This is a genomic window from Cardiobacterium sp. Marseille-Q4385 (assembly GCF_916618745.1).
Classification (GTDB): Bacteria; Pseudomonadota; Gammaproteobacteria; order Cardiobacteriales; family Cardiobacteriaceae; genus Cardiobacterium.
On sequence record NZ_OU745373.1, the window covers coordinates 701,358 to 719,919 of the forward strand.

Below are 18,562 nucleotides of genomic sequence, written 5' to 3' on the forward strand. Positions count from 1 at the left end.
ATCTCTCCGAATGTCCCCGCTCGCTTTTTCGGCATCACCGCTGCCGCAGGGTTTCGTTGATTTTGATTTGCAGCGAGCCGGGCAGGCAGTCAAAAACGCGGCATTAGCCGGTTTTGATTTCGGTGGAGATGTTTATAGAGGTGGCAGCCTGAAAAGTATGCCGGACCTGAGCAGAGTCATGGTTTATGCAGTGAAGACACCATTCTTTGAAAGACCATGGTTTTCCCGGTATTGCTATTACTGCGCTTTGAGATCCAGCAAACTGAGGCGAGCGTTTTCGTTGCCTTGCGCAGCCGCTTTTTCCAGCCATTCCCGTGCTTTTTTCAAGTCTTTTTTCACGCCGTCGCCGCGTGCGTACAGGCCGCCGAGGTTATTCTGCGCATCGGCGTCGCCCTGGGCGGCGGCTTTTTCGTAGTATGCGCGCGCTTTGCCGTAATCCTGCGCCACGCCTTCGCCGGTTTCATAAGCAAGACCGAGGTTGTATTGGGCGTTGACGTTGCCCGCTTCGGCTGCTTTTTGGTACCACGCCAGCGCTTTGTCGCTGTCTTGCGCGACACCTTCGCCTTTTTCGTAAAGTACGGCGAGGTTGTATTGCGCTTTGGCATCGCCTGCTTCGGCGAGTGCGGCGAATTGTTGCGCAGCAGTTTCGAGTTCGCCTTTCTGATAGGCGGCGACCGCATCTTCCAGGGTTTGTGCCTGGGCGCCGGTGGCAAGGGCGAGCACAAGCAGGATAGGTAGTTTTTTCATGGGTACTCCTTGTGTAGGTAAAAGGGTCAGTCGTCTTCTCCGCTTTCTTCCGGCTGGCAGGTGATTTCGGCACTGCCGACGATACCGTCGGCGAAGTCCAGCACGCGCACGCGGCAGCCGGGGAAGTCGAGTTCGGTTCCCGCTTCGGGGAAGTTGCCGAGGGTTTCGATGATAAGTCCGCTCAGGGTGTTCGGCCCGTCCAGCGGCAGTTTTAGGCCGAGTTCGCGGTTTATTTGGCGCAGCGGGATGCCGCCTTCGACGGTGTAGAGGTTTTTTTGTTGTTCGACGATTTCCGGCGGTTCATCCGGGGTGTTTTCGTTGCCGATGTCGCCGACGATGTGGGTGAGGATGTCTTGCAGGGTGATGAGACCCTGGATATCGCCGTATTCGTCCACCACGAGGCCGCTACGCGCTTTGGCGCGGCGGAATTGCAGCAGTTGTTTGCGCAGCGGCGTGCTTTCCGGCACGAAGATGCAGGGACGCAGTGCTTGTCGCAGGGCGGTGCGGTCGAAGGTGTTGTCACGCATGAGCAGGACGATGTCGCGGATGTGCAGCATGCCTTCGACCTGGTCGAGGTGGTCACGATAAGCGACGAGGCGACCATGCCGACTGGTGGTGATTTGCTGCATGATGTCGTCCCAGTCGTCGTTGAGATCAACACCTTCGAGTTCGTTGCGCGGCACCATCGCTTCGCTGACGGAGACGTCTTCGAGTTCGAGAACACCGAGCAGCATGTCCTGCTGTTCGCTGTTTTCGGCGTCGTCCCCGCCGGACTGGACGATGCTTTTCAGTTCTTCGTTGCTCAGTGCTTCTTCGACGGCGTTGTCGGTTTTGATGCCGAGCGGGCGCAGGATGAGGCGGACGATGAGGTTAATCAGGGCGACGATCGGCGAAAAGAGGCGCACCAAGCCAGCAAGGATGCCGGCGACCGGCAGGGCGATGCGCGGCGCGTGCAGCGCGGCATAGGTTTTCGGCGCGACTTCGGAAAAGATGAGGACGGCAATGGTGAGGGTGATGGTGGCGTAGAGAACGCCGAGGTCGCCATAGAGACGGATGCCGATGAAGGTGCCGAGCGAGGTAGCGGCGATATTGACGAAGTTGTTGCCGAGCAGGATGGTGCCGATGAGGCGATCGGGGCGTTTCAGCAGATGATGGGCGCGTTTGGCGCTTTTGTTGCCTTCGTCCGCCTGGTGTTTGAGTTTGTAGCGGTTGAGCGACATCATCGCGGTTTCCGAAGCGGAGAAGAAGGCTGAGAGGGCAAGGCAGAGGATTAGCAGGAGGATTAACAGTCCTAGCGGAATGCTGTCCACGGTGGCTCCTTGGTGTGGTTAGTGTTGAATGATGAATTGCAGGACGATGTTGCTGAGGACGTAGCCCATTAGCAGGAGAACGAACACCGCGCACAGCTCGACGACCAGCGTCATGCCGCGCTGCTCGCGGATGTAGTAGGAAAAGAGCATCCAGCCGAGGGCAATCCAGGCGAGGATGGTCAGCACGGTTTTATGCACAAGGTGCTGCGCGAAGAGGTCATCGACGAACATCCAGCCGGTAACGAGGGCGCAGGCGAGGAGGATGAAGCCCGTTACCGCTTGCAGCATCATCACCCGTTCCAAGCTGACCAGTGAGGTAACGCTGATGTCTTTCAGCTGTTTGCGTTTCAAGCGGCGGAACAGCCAGCCGTAAAGCAGGGCGTGCAGGAAGGCGAGCGAGATGAAGGTCCAGGCGGCGATGGAGGTGAGAATATGCCACCACATGCCGGGCGTGAGATTCGAGGAAAACGGCTTTTCGCTGACGAAGAGAAAAGGCAGGGCGACCACGACGGCGTTAACGAGGCAAATGATGACACCGCCCAGCGCCATCGACGCCCGCCACAGCCAGAACACGGAAATACAGGCGACAAACCAGGCGTTCACCGACACCATATTAAAGATGGAAAGATTGAGCGAATCACGGCCCTGCATCGACACAAGCAACGACAAGGCATGGCCCTGACAGGCGCAAACCAGAATGCCCAACACCCAAAGCGGGTTAACGCGGCGCGGCGGATGACGATAAACGCGGACAAACCCGGCGGCAGCGGCAAAATAGGCGGCAATAGAAAACAAAGGCAGCCAAAGCTGCATAAAAAATCCTGCAAAAAAGGTAAGTCGTTATAATACACGAACAAAATTTAACCTTCACCAATCAAGGAACTACCCACCATGTTTGACAATCTCAGCGAACGCTTGCAGGGCACATTCAAAAAACTGCGCGGCCAGGCCCGCATCACCGAAGACAACATCAGCCAGGCACTGCGTGACGTGCGCATGGCGCTGATTGAAGCCGACGTTGCCCTGCCGGTGGTCAAGGAAGTCATCGAGACCATTAAAAATGCCGCCATCGGTCAGGAAGTCAGCCTGAAACTCTCGCCCGACCAGGCCTTCATCAAAACCGTACAAAGCGAGCTAGTGCGCATCATGGGCGAAGAAAACAGCGCCCTCAACCTCGCCACCCAGCCGCCCGCCGTTATCCTTATGGCAGGCCTGCAAGGCTCCGGCAAAACCACCTCCAGCGCCAAACTCGCGAAAAAACTTATTAACGACAAGAAAAAAGTCGGCCTTGTTTCCGCCGACGTGTACCGCCCGGCGGCGATAGAGCAGCTGAAAACCCTAGCCGAACAAGTCGGCGCCGTCTTCATCCCCTCGGAAGCCAGCGAAAAACCGGCCGACATCGCCGCGCGCGCGCTGGATACCGCCAAGCGGCAACAAATGGACGTCCTCATCGTCGATACCGCCGGCCGCCTGCACATTGACGACGCGCTGATGGACGAAATCCGCGACCTGCACAACCTGCTGCGCCCGATCGAAACCCTCTTCGTGGTGGACAGCATGACCGGTCAGGATGCCGCCAACACCGCCAAAGCCTTTAACGACATACTGCCGCTGACCGGCGTCATCCTCTCGAAGATTGACGGCGACGCACGCGGTGGTGCGGCACTTTCCATCCGCCACATCACCGGCAAACCGATCAAATTCCTCGGCGTTGGCGAAAAAACCGACGCGCTCGAACCCTTCCACCCCGACCGCATCGCCTCGCGCATCCTCGGCATGGGCGACGTCCTCGGCCTCATCGAAGACCTCGAACACCAAGTGGACGAAGCAAAAGCGCGCAAACTCGCCACCAAAATGGCGAAAGGCAAAACCTTCGACCTCGACGACTTCCGCGAACAGCTGCACCAGATGCAGCTCATCGACATGGACAAAATCCTCGAAAAAATCCCCGGCATGGGCAACATCCCGCAAGCGGTGAAAGACCAGCACCTCTCGCCGAAAAAAATCCGCCGTCAGGAAGCCATCATCCAGTCGATGACCATGCAAGAACGCCGCAACCCGGACATCATCAAAGGCTCGCGCAAACGCCGCATCGCCGCCGGCGCCGGTGTGGACGTGCCGGAAGTGAACCGCCTGCTCAAACAATTCAAAGAAATGCAGAACCAGATGAAAAAATTCCGCAGCAGCAAAATGTTGCGAATGCTCGGCGCCGCTAAAGGGGCGATGCCAATGGGCAAACTGCCGTTCAAATAAGCGGCTGCCCGTTCATAACAGAAAACCCCGCGGCGGCGGGGTTTTCTGTCTCTAAGCGGAACTGTTCACCCCGCCCCGCCGCCATCCGCAGCGCAGGTTGACGTGAAATACACGCCCCAGGCAATCAGGGCAAAATCTTCATCCAGCAGGCGCACATTCAATTCGCAAGCATTTTTCCCCGCTTTCAGGTGCAGATAATGCAGTTTGCTGCCAGTGGTATCGTTGCTCAGCTGGCAGGCCGGATCGCCCAGCGCGTAGAGCATGCCCTGCGCCGCATCGCCTTCCACCCGCTTGAGCGGGCGGGCGGCATCACCGCAAATCGACCATTGCAGGCTGTCTGCCGTCAACGAGAACTTGCCCGCACTTTCCAGCGCCTTGCTGAACGGTTCCCAGGTTTGCTGCCACGCGGCCGGGACGACTTCTCCATCGTCCGCGGCATTCTTCGTGCCGGCAGACATTGCGGCGGGTGCGGCTGCGCCCAATGCCGTCTTGACGGAATCTGCCACCTGCGCGGTGGCCGCATTATTGCCGACAGCAGCATCCGCCGCTTCGCCGGCGGCTTGTGCCACAAGCGGCAGAGATAGCGCCAATACGGCGGCAAAAACGGATTTATTTGTCATGAACATAGGCCTCTCCAAGTTAAACGATAGCGTTATTGTAAGCTTGCACGGCAGCCGTCACGCTAACCGGATTTTCACCCTCCGCTCATCTCTTCAATGCAGCCGACTGTAATTTTTGATGTCGGCACAGACGGTGGCAAGGTAGTCAAGGTATTTCGGGTCTTCATCCGCCCATAAATCCGGATCGCCCATAGCGTAGGCACGGATCAGTTCGTCGGCGGCACGTTCGCGGTTACCCAGTTCGTACTGCGCTTCGCCGAGACGCATATGCAGAAAGGGATTGCCGAGGCTGTCCGGGCAATACACAACGGCATCTTGCAGGGCGTCGCGGGCGGCAGCATAGTTGCCGCGCAGGAATTCGGCATCGCCGATGGCTCCCAGTATCCAGGTGGCAGCATCCCAATCGTGCGCGGGCGGCGGCAACAGCGCCCAGGCTTTCCAGTAACAAGCCAGTGCCTCTTCGTAATATTCCCCATCCGCCAGGGCATCACCCCCAGCGCAGAGCTCGCGGATTTGTTCATAAATGGCGTCGTCCAGTACTTTCATGGTTTACCTCTCGGTATTGCGGAAATGGGCGGGAATGCGGACGGTGTCGCGGCCAACATGGTGGCACTTTCTGCTGCGTTTTCATATAGCTGTCGGGCGGCCGCCGCCGTCATGGGCACAGCGGCAATAAAAATCTCTTTCACTTCACCTATATCAAGCGATTTCTCCCGCATATCCCGTAACTTTTCGCAGGTGATAATTAATGAAGACTATTGATTGTCCATACTTGTTTCCTCTTTCCAGCTTATTGAATTTACAGGAGAATCCATGCCCCGCGATCTCAGCAAAATGACTTGCATTGAAGACCTGCGCCGCGTCGCCGAACGCAAGGTGCCGCGTATGTTTTTCGATTACGTCCGTTCCGGTTCCTGGACGGAAAGCACCCTGCACCACAACAGCCGCGATTTTGATCCGATCAAGTTCCGCCAGCGCGTGCTGGTCGATATGACCGGCCGCACCCTGGAAACGACGATGATTGGCGAGAAGGTGCATATGCCCGTCGTTATCGCCCCGACCGGTTTTACCGGCATGATGCATGCCGATGGTGAGATCCTCGCGGCGAAAGCCGCCGAGAAATTCGGCATCCCCTTCACGCTTTCCACCATGTCCATCTGCTCGATTGAAGATGTGGCGGCGAACACGAGCAAGCCGTTCTGGTTCCAGCTTTATGTGATGCGCGACCGCGAATTCATGGAAGACCTCATCAAGCGGGCAAAAGCGGCAAACTGTTCCGCGCTGATGCTCACTGCCGACCTGCAAGTGCTCGGCCAGCGCCACCGCGACATTAAAAACGGCCTTTCTGCGCCGCCGAAGCCGACCCTGGCAAACATGATCAACCTCGCCACCAAGCCGCAGTGGTGCTGGGGCATGCTGCACACCAAGCGCCGCACCTTCGGCAACATTGTCGGCCACGCCAAGAACGTATCCGACCTGTCCTCGCTTTCTTCCTGGACCAGCGAACAGTTCGACCCGCGCCTTAGCTGGGACGATGTCGCCCGCATCAAGGACCTCTGGGGCGGCAAACTCATCATCAAGGGCATCATGACCGCTGAAGACGCGGAAAAGGCTGCCGCTTCCGGTGCCGATGCCTTGGTAATTTCCAACCACGGCGGCCGCCAGCTTGACGGTGCACTGTCCAGCATCAAAGTGCTGCCGGAAATCGTCGCTGCCGTCGGCAGCAAAATCGAAGTGTGGCTGGATAGCGGCATCACGAGCGGACAGGACGTCTTGAAGTGCATGGCGCTTGGCGCCAAAGGCACGATGATCGGCAAGGCCTTCCTCTACGGCCTCGGTGCCTACGGCGAAGACGGCGTGCGCCGCTGCCTGGAAATCCTCTACAACGAAATGGATACGACGATGGCATTCTGCGGTCACACCGACATCAAAAACGTCGGTACGGACATTCTGGTGCCGGGAACGTACTAAGCCCGTAAGGCAGCCGGCGACGGCTGCCTTTATGAATAAAACGCCCGTCAAGCGGGATAAACACTGGGTTCCCGCCAAGCGGGATAAAACCTGCGTTCCCGCCAAGCGGGATAAAACCCGCGTTCCCGCCAAGCGGGATAAAACCTGGCTTCTCGCCAAGCGGGATAAAACCTGGCTTCCCGCCAAGCGGGATAAACACTGGGCTCCCGCCAAGCGAAACAACCAAGCGCCTTTTGCCCCTAACCTATCCACTGGAACAGTCTATGGAAACCACTGCTACCACTGCCGGCTACCTGCCACTCATCCTCAGCATCGCGCCCATCATCCTGCTCATCTGGCTGATGGTGAAAAAAAATGCCGTGCCGTCTTATATCGCCCTGCCCGGCACAGCGCTCATCATCTACCTCCTGCAACTCTTCTACTTCAAAAACGACTTCATGCTGCTCAATGCCAACGCGGCAGCGGGCATCGTCGCCACCCTCACCCCCATCACCGTCATCTTCGGCGCGATCTTCTTCAACCGCATGATGGAAGCGACCGGCTGCCTTGCCGTCATCCGCCAGTGGCTGGGCAACATCAACCCCAACCCCATCGCGCAGTTGATGATCATCGGCTGGGCCTTCGCCTTCATGATCGAAGGTGCGAGCGGCTTCGGCACACCTGCCGCCATCGCCGCGCCCATCCTCGTCGGCCTCGGCTTCAAACCGATGCAGGTCGCCGTCTTCGCCCTCGTCATGAACTCCGTGCCCGTATCCTTCGGCGCGGTCGGCACGCCGACCTGGTTCGGTTTCGGCGAACTGAAAAACACGGGGATACTGAGCGACGCCGACATCCTGCAAATCGGCAAACAGACCGGCATCATCCACTTCATCGCCGGCCTCGTCATCCCGGTCATCGCCCTGCGCTTCATCACCAGCTGGGCGGAAATCCGCAAAAACCTCGGCTACATCTATCTCAGCATCCTCGCCTGCACCGTGCCGTATGCCCTGCTCGCGCAGGTGAACTACGAATTCCCGTCGCTGGTCGGCGGCGGTATCGGCCTGCTGCTCTCCGTCGTCCTCGCCAACAAGGGCATTGGCCTCGCCAAAATGACAGACAGCGGCGAACGCGCCACGCTCACCACCGGCCAGGTGCTGAAAGCATTGATGCCGCTTGGCATGCTTATGGTCATCCTCATCGTCACCCGCGTGCAGGAACTCGGCCTGAAAGGACTGCTCAATGACGCTACCCCGCTCTTCACCTTGCACCTCGGCGTTTGCGATTTTGAAGTCAGCCGTGCCCTCATACTCAGCTTCAAAAACATCTTCGGCGAAGCGGTAAACGAGAGTTACAAAACCCTCTACGTCCCCGCCTTCATCCCGTTCGTTATTACCGTCTGGCTGTCGCTGGCCATCTACCGCGTCAGCTTCCGCGACAGCTTCGTCGTCTGGCACACCACCCTCGCGCAAACCATCAAACCGCTGCTCGCCCTCTTCGGCGCGCTGGTCATGGTCAAATTCATGATGGTCGGCGCGGACGGCTCAATGGTAAAAATCATCGGCAACAGCTTTGCGCAGATTGCCGGCGACAACTGGGTGTACTTCGCCTCCTACCTCGGCGCGATAGGAGCCTTCTTCTCCGGCTCGAATACCGTGTCGAACCTCACCTTCGGCAGCATCCAGCACAGCATCGCGCAGAGCGTCGGCCTGCCGGGCAACAGCGTGCTCGCCCTGCAATCGGTGGGCGGGGCAATGGGCAACATGGTGTGCATCAATAACATCATTGCCGTCTGCTCGGTACTCGACGTGCAAAACCAGGAAGGCGCGATTATCAAGAAAACCGTCATCCCGATGGCCATCTACGGCGTCATCGCCGCCCTCATGGCCGTGCTGTTCATCTACGTGTTCTGACCCCTCACCGACACCATGCAAACGCCCCGTAAGGGGCGTTTTTTCGTGCCAAACGATAAAATACTGACAAACTGTAATAAAATTAAATCTACTACCAACAGCTACTCCTTACTAATTTATAGATAAAACAAGGGTGAACAAAAATAACTGGTATTTAATCTGAGAGTTTTGTAATATTCACAGCAATGGAGCGGGGTATCCCGTGAACTACGGTTCAGGAGAACAACCATGGCAATCAAACTCACCGTCAAAGAAGGCAGCAGCGAACGCAGCTGGGATGTTGTGAATGGACAGCAAATCGATATCCGCATGGCGCAAGATGCGCACTATGACCTTATCGATACCCAAACCGGACGGGCACCTGATGGATTGCGCATCACCCGGCATTACGGTCAGATAGAAATCTACGGCAGCGACAGCTATCCGTGGGTGACCATGCACCATGGCGACACGGCAGCACCGCCGCAGCCGGCCGAAGCCAGCGAACCCGCCGCTCCGCCACCTGCACAGGATATCCTCGCCACATCGCCGGCAGAGGCCACTCTGCCGCAGGAAGCCTTGCCGGTAGAGCATCTGCGTGCCGACGAAGTTGCAGAAAGCCCGCCTGCCACCTACAGCGGCGGAGAAGCTGAGACTCCATCCATGGGCTCCATGCTGCTGGCCGGCGGCGGTGCCCTGGTCGTCGGCGGTATGGCAGCGCTGGTCAGCGGCGGCAGCAATGGGGGTGACGGCATTGCCCAAAAACCCGTAGATACGCCGCGCGACAACGTACAGGGCTATACCCTGCAACTGAACAACGAAATGCTGGACATGACGCGCATCGCACGGGACGGCAAACTGGATCTGGACAACGGGCGCAACGACCTGCTCAAACTGAGCGCCCAAGACCTGCTGGGCGATCCCGCCCAGCTGACGATTGACGGCAACCACGGCGATAACGTGCAACTTGCCGGTCATCACTGGACACAACTGGCAGACGAAGGGAAATATCACGTCTATCAGCACAACAACCTGATCGCGCGCATTGAGGACGATATCAGCGTCACGATCATATAAGTACCGTTTGCTCCTTGGGGGAGGGCGTCGCAAGGCGTCTTCCCCTTCTTCTTTTCTGCGGCGGGTCAGTTGATGTCCCAAGAGCATAGAAAGTTCTTCGTAGATACCTATAGCCAAGCGGCGTAAATGCCGGAGGCTTTGTAGAGACGTTGCCTGCGACGTCTCAAAAGCAAAAAGCGCGTAGTTTTCCCGCTTGGCGGTCACGTCTACCTGAAATGCAAAAAGCAGGTTGCGCCTGCTTGGTGGGCCTTGCATTTATGCCCTTTAGCGGCTGTTCAGACAGCACAACAGCGCTACGGTAGAAAGAAAAACGTAGAGACGTTGCCTGCAACGTCTCAAAAGCAAAAAGCGCGTAGTTTTCCCGCTTGGCGGTCACGTCTACCCGAAATGCAAAAAGCAGGCTGCGCCGGCTTGATGGGCTAAAGCCCATCCTACGCCCGTCAAGCGGTGTAGATACTGACCTCGCCAAGCGGGTTGTTGCAAGGGTTTTTGTCGTGTACGAAGGGGATCGGTATCAATCCGCCAGCGCCGCTTCCTCAATCCCGCGCAGGGCGGGGTGGGCGCTTTTTTCGCGACACCAGGCGGGATCGCGTGCGGCATAGGGTTCGCTCAGGTGGATGTCGGCGAAGCATTGCGTCGGTTTGCCGCGCAGGCAGTAGATATGCCGGGCAAGGCGCACAGCTTCCTGGGCGTCGTGGGTGACAAGGCAGACGGCGGTGCCTGCATCAATGAGACGGATGACGCGTTGTTGCAGTTCGTCACGCAGGCGGGCGTCCAGCGCGCTGAACGGTTCATCCATCAGCAGCAGGTCGGGCTCGGTAATCAGCGCCCGCGCCAGCGCCACGCGCTGTTGCATGCCGCCGGAGAGTTCGTGCGGGTATTTGCGCAGGTCTTTGTCATCCAGCCATAGTTCGCGGAAGAGCGTCTGGATGCGCGCTGTATCCGCTTCGGGGGCGACGAGGCGGACGTTTTCGTCGGCACGCAGCCACGGCAGGAGGCGCGGTTCTTGAAAGAGATAGGCGAGGCGGCGGGCGTGGCAACGGATGCTGCCATCTTCCAGCTCAACCAGTCCGGCGATGGCGCGCAGGATGGTGGTTTTGCCGCAGCCGGAGGCACCGGAGAGGGCGAGGCATTCGCCGGCAGCGAGGTGCAGGCTGAAGTTTTCGACGATGGTCTGTCCGCCGAGGTCGATTTGGATGTTGTCTAGCGTCAGCATGTTCAGGAGCGGCGTTCGGTGATGAAGAGGCGGCGCAGCGGTTCGAGTGCGCCGTATTCGATGGCCATGATGATGGCGACGATGAGGATGATGTAGGCCATCACGTCCACGGTGTCGAGCATGGCGCGGGCACTGGCGATGGCGCTGCCCATGCCGTTGTTACTGCCGAGCAGCTCGGCCATGACGGTGATTTTCAGCCCGCTGCCGACGGCAACGATGAGGGCGGGCAGCAGTTGGCGCAGGATATGCGGCAGGTAGAGGGCGCGCAGGCGGCGCAGCCACGGCACGCGATAGGTTTCGAGCATTTCGGCGAGCGGCGCGGGGATGCTGACGATGCTCATCTGCGCGGCGGCAAAGACCAGCGGCAGCACGGTGATCCACACGGTGAAGACGACGCTGGTCGAGCCCATGTTGAACCAGAAGATGGCGAGCACGACCCAGATAATGGGCGGTGTGCCGAGCAGGACGGTGTTGACCGGGCGCAGCAACAGGGCGAGGGTGCGGCTCAATCCGGCGATGAAGCCCGCGCTGATACCGCAGGCAAGGGCGAGCGCGATGCCGATGCCGCCACGCGCAAGGGTGAGCAGCACGTCGCCACGGGCGGCGGTCATGAGGATGTCGCCGGCGCGGGCGAGAACGGTAAGCGGCGCGGGAATGAGCATGGTGCCGAGGCGGTCGTGCCCGAACTGCCATAACGCGGTGATAGCAAAAAGCGAAGCGAGGGCGGGGAAGATGCCCCAGCAGTAATCGCCGATACGCCAGGCGAGCGGACGGTCGATGGGCTTGCCGTCTTCGAGAATCATGATGTCTCCTGAGCTGCGGCGACGGCGGCGCGCGCCAGCGCGTCGGTAGAATCGATTACGGGGCGGCTGTCCTGCCACCACGGCAGGAATAGCGGCAGCTCGGTGCAGGCGAGGATGAGACTGTCGGCGGCAATCGTGGCGACCGTATCCGCCAAGAGCGGGACGTAGGCGGCGGTGTTGCCCGCTTTGGCGCCGTCATAGATGCAGCGCATCAGGGCAGCAGTCTGCACCTCGTCGGGTTCGACGGGGTGATAACCCGCCTGTTGCAGGGCATCACGATAGATGCCGGAATGCCGCGTGCCTCGTGTCGAGAGGACGGCAACGCGGCTACCCGGCGGGCAGCGCGTGCTCAGGGCGGCAATGGCGCAATCGGCGATGTGCAGGAAGGGTAGGATGGTGCGTTCGCGCAGGGCGCGGATGTAGTGGTGCGCGGCATTGCAGGGCATGAGCAGCAGTTCGGCTCCGGCAGCTTCAAGACGGCGCGCGCTGCGGACGAGGTAAGGCAGCGGATCATCGCCGCTGCCACAGATGTGCGCCGTGCGGTCAGGGATTTGCGGATAGCTGTCGATGAGGATGTGCAGATGATCCTGATCGCGGGTGGCGGCGGTGTGGTCGGTGATTTTCTGATAGAGGTCAATGGTCGCTTGCGGCCCCATGCCGCCGATGATGCCAAGGGTTTTCATGCGCTGACTCCGTTACGGGTTCACGGCGATTGTAGCGCAGACGGGCGGGCTCGGTTTCGGAGAGTAGTTTGCTAGAATGGCGCTGTTTTATCTGAAATTAAGGAATACGGCGATGTTTTACCTATTAGTTGCAGTCAAGCTGATGCTCGGCTTCATGGCGCTGCTGCTGGTCATCAACCTGACCGGCAAGGGCAATCTCGCGCCTGCCTCAGCTAGCGATCAGGTGCAGAACTACGTGCTGGGCGGGATTGTCGGCGGGGTGATTTACAACCCCGACATTACCATTCTTGAATTTCTGTTAATCCTGATGATCTGGTTCGCGCTGGTGCTGTCGCTGCGCTGGCTGAAAAAGCACAACGGCCTGGTCAAGCGGATAGTGGACGGGCATCCGGTGCTGCTGATTTCGCGTGGCCAGCTGGATGTGGAAGCTGTGCGGCGGGTAGGCATATCCGCGCATGAACTCGCCTTCAAACTGCGTGCAAAAGGCGTGTATACGGTGAAAGACGTCAAACAGGCTATCCTTGAGCAGGACGGGCAGCTCATCATCACGCAGATGGACGAAGAGAAGCCGAAATACCCGCTGATTACCGACGGTGTCATCCAGCACGCCACGCTGGAAATGATCGACAAGGACGAAGCCTGGCTACTGGCGGCATTGCAGGCGCAGGGCTATGCGGAAGCGGTCGCGGTATTCCTCGCGGAATACGACAGCGGAGAGATAACGGTGACGGGGTATTGAGGCATCGGGAAACCAGGTTTTATCCCGCTTGGCGAGCCCGGTATTTATCCTGCTTGGTGGGCCCAGTATTTATCCCGCTTGGCGGGTCCAGTATTTATCCCGCAAGGATTTTGGACATCCGGCCAAAAGCACCAACGTCACCTTGTTTCCCTAGCCGCCTCGTGCGAAAAAGAAGCCCACCGTGAGCGGTGGGCTTTTCCGTTTACAGGCGGGGCGTCAAATGATGTGGATGTAGTTGGCGTTCAGTTCGAGGTCGCGGCCGATATTGGCGATCAGCGTTGCCGCAGCGGCGCCGCTGCCGTCCGGATCGTAAGCAAGTTCGCCTGTCGCCGGGTTGTAGATGATGCGGTCATCTTCATCCTGCGCCGCGCTGCCTCTGACAAATTGTCCGGCATTCAGGGTGCCGCTCTCTTGCAGGGCGGTGTAGATGCGGTGGTCAAGTTCGAGCAGATCGCCTTCGCGCAGGTTGAAGTCGGTGATGGTGTCGTGCGTGCCGTCAAGCGGGCTGGCGAAGCGGAAGGTGTCTGCTCCGCGTCCGCCGGTAAGGGTATCGGCGCCGCGCCCGCCTTCGATCTGATCGTTACCCGCGCCGCCGTCAATGCTGTCGTTGCCGTCGTAACCGAAGAGGTAGTTGGCGGCGCTGTTGCCCTTGATGGTGTCGTGACCTGTACCGCCTTTCGCGCTTTCGATCTGCGTGCCGTAGCCGATGAAGAGCTGGCCGCTGTTCGGCTGGCCGTAGTCGTTGAGCGCGAGTTGTGCCGTCTTGCTGCCCGCGTAGTTCCAGCTGCCCGGGGTGAGATCGAGGAAGAGGTTTTGTGTCTGGTCGGAAGCATCAAGCATATCCTGCCCGCCACCGTCGAAGATATAGATGCCGTTGCCGAGGACGGCGGGATCAAAGCGGCTGAAATGGTAGGTGTCGTTGCCGCTCTTGTAGTCGGGGTTGACTCCGTAGCGGTAATGCAGGGCGATGAGGTCATAGATACCCGGCTGGGTCGGCGAGAGCGGTACATCGTTAATGTAGTACCGCTCGCCGTTCAGGGTGAAGCTGATCTGCCCGGCATGATGCGCCGCCGTGTAGGACATCAGGGTGAGGTCGTCACGGTTTTCGCTGCGCGACAGGCTAATGCTGTTCTGATCGCCGAAAGGGTGGGTCAGGCCAATGCTGTGCCCGATTTCGTGGAAAAGGGTCGCCCAGCCGGCAGGGAAGAAGTTGCCTTCACCGTTGATGATGTATTGTTTGCCGTGGCGGAAGGCATCGTCAGCGGCGAAGCCCCGGACGTTCAGGTGGACGTCGCCGCCGTAGCGCGCGTAACCGGTGACGATGGTGTCTTCGGCGTGCCCTTCCTGTGCTATGGTCAAATCATCAAGATAGTAATGCAGGGTGGCCTCGCTCGCTCCCGCTTCGATGAAACGGACATTGGTGTAGCGGCTGATATTCGCCATCGCCGCACGGATATCGGCTTTCTGTGTCTCGCTGAATGCCCGAAAGCCGCCCAGGTAGAAGCCGCCGATGCGATCGTAGGCGTCGGTCGCGAAGTGGTAACGCACGGTCAGCGGTTGTCCCATGACGTGTCCGGCGAGGTGGCCTTCGCTGTTGTCCGTGTTGTTCAGTGCCTGGATGAAATAGTAGTTATTGGTCGAGCGGTCGCCGGCGAAGCGACTGTCGCTGACGCTGCCATTGTGGCGGGCGGGATCATCACCGCTTGCGGCAGGCGAAGCCGGATGATTGGGCTGGGCGTCACCATTGTTGCCATCCTTTTTGCTGCCGCCTCCGCCCGCCGCCAGTGCCGCCACCCCACCGGCTACGGCAATGCCGCCGATAACAAAAGGCAGCGCCCCCGGACTGCCGCCACCGCTGGGCGTGGTAGTGGTCGCGGTACTATGCGGCAGGGTCGTCGCGTTATCCGTCAGCGGTGGCGGGGTGTAGTAATCCGCCGTGTTGTAAGCGACGGCGGGAGCACTGCTGTGGTAGGCGTAGTAGTCCTGCACCACGGCGCGCAGTTCACCGTCCTGATAGATCCAGAGATCCTGCCCCTGCTGCACGGTTTCCGCCGCCCCTGCCGCCTGAATGTCATAGTCTTCATCCGGCTGGGCAAGGATGGTCTGCACACCGCTGCGGTTAATATCAATCACGCGGACGCGGTTGGGGGTATCTTCCATAATAAAATCGTACATAGTGCTTCGCTTAGGGTGGTGGAACGGGGTTTTATGATAATACGATTACATTATTTTCATCTACTGCCACTTGCGCTGTGACTTTTTGTTATAAAACGCTTGCACAATTGGTGCTTTTCTTTTTGAGGTAACACATCATGTTGAAATTGCATTATTTTCCCGGTAGTTGTGCCTTTGTGCCGCATGTTGCGCTGGAATGGTCTGGCCTGCCCTACCAGGCGCAGGCGGAAACGCGCGAAAGCATCAAGGAACCTGCGTATCTCAAGCTCAATCCGCTCGGACAAGTGCCGCTTTTGGAAGATGACGGCTGGACGCTAACGCAGAACGTTGCCATCGTCGGCTACATCCATGATCTCGCCCCCAAAGCAGGCATTTTCGGTCACGGCGATACGCGCACCACGGCGAAAGCGCGACAATGGCTATCCTTTGCCAACAGCGATCTGCACCGCCAGTTCAGCCTGGTCTTCGGCCCGGCACGTTTCGTCGCGGATGAGGCAGCGCAACAGGCGCTGACTGCCGGCGGACGCGCCGCCATCCTCCGTCTCTACGGCATCGTCAACGACGCCCTGCACGCGCAGAATTATCTTGCCGGCGAACTGAGCATTGCCGACATTTATGTGTACACCACCCTGCGCTGGGCACGCACCCTGCAAATCGACCTCGGCAGCCTCGATCGCCTCGATGATTACTACGCGCGTATTGATGCGAATCCGGGGGTGCAAAGCGTCAAAAAACAACAGCAAACCCATTAAATTCTCGAACAAAGTCGTGCGGGCGGCGGGGCAAAGCCCCCGCCGCTTTGGTATCATGTGCGACTTTCACACCTCACCGTTCGAGCCTCTTAATGTCGTTCCTGCAAAGCTTTTTTTTCGAATATGGCTATTACGCCGTGTTCAGCGTCCTCGTTCTCTGCGGCATGGGATTGCCCTTGCCGGAAGACATCACCCTCGTGACCGCCGGCATCATCTCTGCCCTCGGTGAAAAAAACGTGCACATCATGCTGGTGGTAGCTTACTTCGGTGTGCTTTGCGGCGACTGGATGATGTACATCATCGGCTGGAAATTCGGCCCGCACCTGCGCAAATCGCGCTGGTTCTCCAAACTGCTCACGCCGAAGCGGATGTTGCAAACCGAGACCCTCTTTCTGCGCTACGGTAACCGCCTCGTCTTCATCGCCCGCTTCCTGCCCGGCCTGCGCGCGCCTATCTACGTCATGACTGGCATCACCCGCCGCATCAGCTTCTGGCAATTCACCCTCATGGACGGCCTCGCGGCATTGCTCTCCATTCCCATTTTTGTCTATATCGGCTTCTATGGCGCGGAAAACAGCGAATGGATGATGAAGAAAATGCACGAATTCAAGTATCTGACCATTGCACTCTTCATCGCGCTTGCTGCTTTCATCATCTACTACCTGTGGCGGCGCAAACGACGCATCGCCTTTTTTCGCGCCACCCGCGCCCGCCTGCGTGCGCAGCGCAAGGAAAACAAACCGGCGTAAGCGAGATTCAGACAGCAACAAGGCGGCCAATGGCCGCCTTTTTTATAGCCGTTTCACTTTGCCCCAAACAAAAAAAGCCCCTCCCCGCTGGGGAAGGGCTTTTGCGCCGGAGCGCTGTCTTTTTCGCTTGCTACCGGGGCGGGCATCAGAAGGATTTGCTGAATTCGAGATACACGTCCTGGTCGTGATTGTCGTAATAGAAGTGGTTGCTGGCGGTACGATCCCAGCTGAATGTCAGGCGTGGGGTGATGCCCCAGAAGTAGAGGTTGCGATTCCATAGGCTGAGGGTAACGCCGTATTCGTTGTCCTTGCGCTTGATGCCGAAGAAATCGAGGCCGTCGTAGTTGCGCCTTGCGTAGGTGCCAACCAGACGGCTGGACATACCAAGACCCCATTCTTGTCCCCAACCAAGGTTCAGTCCATAGCGTTTGAAGGCGTCCGACTGATCCTGTGCCTGGCTGCGCATGGCGTTGATACCACCAAACCAGTATTGGCGCGCATTCGGCGCGTAGAGGGCACTCAGACTACCATAATACTGGTTGCCATCCAGCCAGTCGCGACGGTCATGCTGTTTGCGCATCGCCTGGGCAAAGCCGCTCAGACGCCATTTCGGGGTAATCCAGTAGGAGGCTGAAAGGTCAGCCCCCATGTTGGTTGAGTAGCCCTGGTTGCCATAGATGCGGCGTTGTACGAAGGGGATAAGGTTGATGTCCCAGCGGGCATTCTGCCAGCCGCCGCCCATACCGAGGCGGAAACGGAAGTCGTCGTAGTTGTGCGCGTTCCAGTACCAGTCGCTATTCATGCTGCCTTCAACTTGCGCATACCAACCGTTTGCAGCGGGCAGGCGACGTTCGGCAGAGAGGTCAAGGTGGATGCCATGCGCTTTTTTCGGCTCAGGGAAGGTCCAGGTGCCGCGGCCACCCTGGCGCTCACGTTCGCGTGGCGCACCGTTGATGTTATTGTCGTAACGGTAGTAGGTGGCAGCGTTGAAGGTCCAGCTACGCCGTTCGCGCAGGGCGGCAAGAGCATCGTCCACAACTTTGCGGATATCGTCCGGCAGTTTGTCGGAGCGCAGTTTTTCCAGCTGACCACGCGCCGCTTCATCCTGGTGATCGGCCATAAGCGCCATCGCCAAGTGCAGACGCACCGGTTGCAGGCTAGGATCTTCGGCAATCATTTCACGGAAACGGGCGATGGCCAGCGAAAGATTACCAGTGCTGCGTGCCTGCATCGCTTCGCCGAAGCGCAGCAGCATTTTGTCCTGTTTGTCGGCGGGCAGTTTGCGGTAGATGGGCAGCAGTATGGCGACGGCATCGGCATCACCGTTAATGATGGCGCTATCCAGCGCATTGGCGAGCAGGGCGGGGTCAGCCAGTAGTTGCTCTTCAGTCACTTCTATGACGTTTTCTTTTACCTGCTGGTTTTTTTGTTTATCGGCTGCCGCTCTTTCTGCCGAGGCAGGCAGTTTTTCGTCCGGTGTATGCAAATCGGGCGTGGTTACCGGATTGGGGGCTGCGTAGAGGGTGGTGGCAAGCAGAGCGGGGAAAAGTGTGGGAAGGAGGCGCATGTTTGTATTGGCTCTCGTTGTAAAAAATGACG

General features: G+C 58.6%; 17 protein-coding genes. 7 read left to right on the top strand and 10 right to left on the bottom strand.

Annotation, left to right across the window (positions count from 1 at the left end):
- Positions 1-237: 237 nt before the first annotated feature.
- From LG374_RS03245 to LG374_RS03255, 3 genes are read right to left on the bottom strand one after another with little or no spacing between them, the layout of a single operon-like run.
- Positions 238-747: a tetratricopeptide repeat protein gene (locus LG374_RS03245; protein WP_225756368.1), complete on the bottom strand. Its 510-nt coding sequence runs from the start codon at positions 745-747 to the stop codon at positions 238-240.
- Positions 748-773: 26 nt separating this feature from the next.
- A complete protein-coding gene (locus tag LG374_RS03250) occupies positions 774-2,057 on the bottom strand; it encodes an HlyC/CorC family transporter (RefSeq protein WP_225756369.1) in 1,284 nt (427 codons plus the stop codon).
- Between the two features lie 18 nt (positions 2,058-2,075).
- Positions 2,076-2,870: an inner membrane protein YpjD gene (locus LG374_RS03255; RefSeq protein ID WP_225756370.1), complete on the bottom strand. Its 795-nt coding sequence runs from the start codon at positions 2,868-2,870 to the stop codon at positions 2,076-2,078.
- 78 nt (positions 2,871-2,948) lie between these two features.
- Here LG374_RS03255 and ffh point away from each other — a divergent pair, with 78 nt between their 5' ends.
- Positions 2,949-4,310 (top strand): signal recognition particle protein, encoded by a 1,362-nt coding sequence (ffh, locus tag LG374_RS03260; protein ID WP_225756371.1) that lies wholly within the window; start codon positions 2,949-2,951, stop codon positions 4,308-4,310.
- Between the two features lie 65 nt (positions 4,311-4,375).
- Here the strand turns inward: ffh and LG374_RS03265 are convergent, their stop codons facing one another.
- Positions 4,376-4,936 carry a hypothetical protein gene (locus LG374_RS03265; RefSeq protein WP_225756372.1) on the bottom strand — a complete coding sequence of 187 codons (561 nt, stop codon included), beginning with the start codon at positions 4,934-4,936 and terminating at the stop codon, positions 4,376-4,378.
- Between the two features lie 87 nt (positions 4,937-5,023).
- Positions 5,024-5,476, bottom strand: coding sequence for a tetratricopeptide repeat protein (locus tag LG374_RS03270; protein ID WP_225756373.1), 453 nt, complete (start codon positions 5,474-5,476; stop codon positions 5,024-5,026).
- A 267-nt stretch (positions 5,477-5,743) separates the two neighbouring features.
- Here LG374_RS03270 and LG374_RS03275 point away from each other — a divergent pair, with 267 nt between their 5' ends.
- The 3 genes from LG374_RS03275 to LG374_RS03285 all read left to right on the top strand — a co-directional run bounded on the left by LG374_RS03275 (position 5,744) and on the right by LG374_RS03285 (position 9,846).
- A complete protein-coding gene (locus LG374_RS03275) occupies positions 5,744-6,901 on the top strand; it encodes an alpha-hydroxy acid oxidase (protein ID WP_225756374.1) in 1,158 nt (385 codons plus the stop codon).
- A 293-nt stretch (positions 6,902-7,194) separates the two neighbouring features.
- Positions 7,195-8,790 (top strand): L-lactate permease, encoded by a 1,596-nt coding sequence (locus tag LG374_RS03280; RefSeq protein ID WP_370639326.1) that lies wholly within the window; start codon positions 7,195-7,197, stop codon positions 8,788-8,790.
- A gap of 228 nt (positions 8,791-9,018) precedes the next feature.
- Positions 9,019-9,846, top strand: coding sequence for a hypothetical protein (locus LG374_RS03285; protein ID WP_225756376.1), 828 nt, complete (start codon positions 9,019-9,021; stop codon positions 9,844-9,846).
- A 514-nt stretch (positions 9,847-10,360) separates the two neighbouring features.
- Here LG374_RS03285 and LG374_RS03290 read toward each other — a convergent pair.
- The 3 genes from LG374_RS03290 to LG374_RS03300 are packed head-to-tail and all read right to left on the bottom strand — an operon-like array spanning position 10,361 to position 12,548.
- Complete coding sequence (locus LG374_RS03290; RefSeq protein WP_225756377.1) at positions 10,361-11,062, bottom strand: ABC transporter ATP-binding protein; 702 nt, start codon at positions 11,060-11,062, stop codon at positions 10,361-10,363.
- 2 nt (positions 11,063-11,064) lie between these two features.
- Complete coding sequence (locus LG374_RS03295) at positions 11,065-11,865, bottom strand: ABC transporter permease (protein ID WP_225756378.1); 801 nt, start codon at positions 11,863-11,865, stop codon at positions 11,065-11,067.
- Positions 11,862-12,548 carry an aspartate/glutamate racemase family protein gene (locus LG374_RS03300; protein ID WP_225756379.1) on the bottom strand — a complete coding sequence of 229 codons (687 nt, stop codon included), beginning with the start codon at positions 12,546-12,548 and terminating at the stop codon, positions 11,862-11,864. Before LG374_RS03300 ends, LG374_RS03295 begins: the two co-directional genes overlap by 4 nt.
- 112 nt (positions 12,549-12,660) lie before the next feature.
- On the opposite strand from LG374_RS03300, the gene LG374_RS03305 reads away from it, so the two are divergent.
- Entirely contained in the window at positions 12,661-13,287 is a 627-nt protein-coding gene (locus LG374_RS03305; RefSeq protein WP_225756380.1) for a DUF421 domain-containing protein, read from the top strand.
- 216 nt (positions 13,288-13,503) lie between these two features.
- Here LG374_RS03305 and LG374_RS03310 read toward each other — a convergent pair whose 3' ends face one another.
- On the bottom strand, positions 13,504-15,447 hold the full coding sequence (locus tag LG374_RS03310; protein WP_225756381.1) for a hypothetical protein: 1,944 nt from the start codon (positions 15,445-15,447) through the stop codon (positions 13,504-13,506).
- A gap of 152 nt (positions 15,448-15,599) precedes the next feature.
- Here LG374_RS03310 and LG374_RS03315 point away from each other — a divergent pair, with 152 nt between their 5' ends.
- Together LG374_RS03315 and LG374_RS03320 are read left to right on the top strand one after the other, a co-directional pair.
- Positions 15,600-16,214: a glutathione S-transferase family protein gene (locus LG374_RS03315; RefSeq protein WP_225756382.1), complete on the top strand. Its 615-nt coding sequence runs from the start codon at positions 15,600-15,602 to the stop codon at positions 16,212-16,214.
- Between the two features lie 92 nt (positions 16,215-16,306).
- A complete protein-coding gene (locus tag LG374_RS03320; protein ID WP_225756383.1) occupies positions 16,307-16,963 on the top strand; it encodes a DedA family protein in 657 nt (218 codons plus the stop codon).
- A 145-nt stretch (positions 16,964-17,108) separates the two neighbouring features.
- On the opposite strand, the gene LG374_RS03325 is transcribed toward LG374_RS03320, so the two are convergent.
- Positions 17,109-18,530, bottom strand: coding sequence for a surface lipoprotein assembly modifier (locus LG374_RS03325; RefSeq protein ID WP_225756384.1), 1,422 nt, complete (start codon positions 18,528-18,530; stop codon positions 17,109-17,111).
- Positions 18,531-18,562: the final 32 nt, after the last annotated feature.

Bases quoted from the DNA above. Each gene is read 5' to 3' on its own strand.
- LG374_RS03245 (WP_225756368.1), bottom strand. From the start codon at position 747: ATGAAAAAACTACCTATCCTGCTTGTGCTCGCCCTTGCCACCGGCGCC.
- LG374_RS03255 (WP_225756370.1), bottom strand. From the start codon at position 2,870: ATGCAGCTTTGGCTGCCTTTGTTTTCTATTGCCGCCTATTTTGCCGCT.
- ffh (WP_225756371.1), top strand. From the start codon at position 2,949: ATGTTTGACAATCTCAGCGAACGCTTGCAGGGCACATTCAAAAAACTG.
- LG374_RS03265 (WP_225756372.1), bottom strand. From the start codon at position 4,936: ATGTTCATGACAAATAAATCCGTTTTTGCCGCCGTATTGGCGCTATCT.
- LG374_RS03270 (WP_225756373.1), bottom strand. From the start codon at position 5,476: ATGAAAGTACTGGACGACGCCATTTATGAACAAATCCGCGAGCTCTGC.
- LG374_RS03275 (WP_225756374.1), top strand. From the start codon at position 5,744: ATGCCCCGCGATCTCAGCAAAATGACTTGCATTGAAGACCTGCGCCGC.
- LG374_RS03285 (WP_225756376.1), top strand. From the start codon at position 9,019: ATGGCAATCAAACTCACCGTCAAAGAAGGCAGCAGCGAACGCAGCTGG.
- LG374_RS03290 (WP_225756377.1), bottom strand. From the start codon at position 11,062: ATGCTGACGCTAGACAACATCCAAATCGACCTCGGCGGACAGACCATC.
- LG374_RS03295 (WP_225756378.1), bottom strand. From the start codon at position 11,865: ATGATTCTCGAAGACGGCAAGCCCATCGACCGTCCGCTCGCCTGGCGT.
- LG374_RS03300 (WP_225756379.1), bottom strand. From the start codon at position 12,548: ATGAAAACCCTTGGCATCATCGGCGGCATGGGGCCGCAAGCGACCATT.
- LG374_RS03305 (WP_225756380.1), top strand. From the start codon at position 12,661: ATGTTTTACCTATTAGTTGCAGTCAAGCTGATGCTCGGCTTCATGGCG.
- LG374_RS03310 (WP_225756381.1), bottom strand. From the start codon at position 15,447: ATGGAAGATACCCCCAACCGCGTCCGCGTGATTGATATTAACCGCAGC.
- LG374_RS03315 (WP_225756382.1), top strand. From the start codon at position 15,600: ATGTTGAAATTGCATTATTTTCCCGGTAGTTGTGCCTTTGTGCCGCAT.
- LG374_RS03320 (WP_225756383.1), top strand. From the start codon at position 16,307: ATGTCGTTCCTGCAAAGCTTTTTTTTCGAATATGGCTATTACGCCGTG.
- LG374_RS03325 (WP_225756384.1), bottom strand. From the start codon at position 18,530: ATGCGCCTCCTTCCCACACTTTTCCCCGCTCTGCTTGCCACCACCCTC.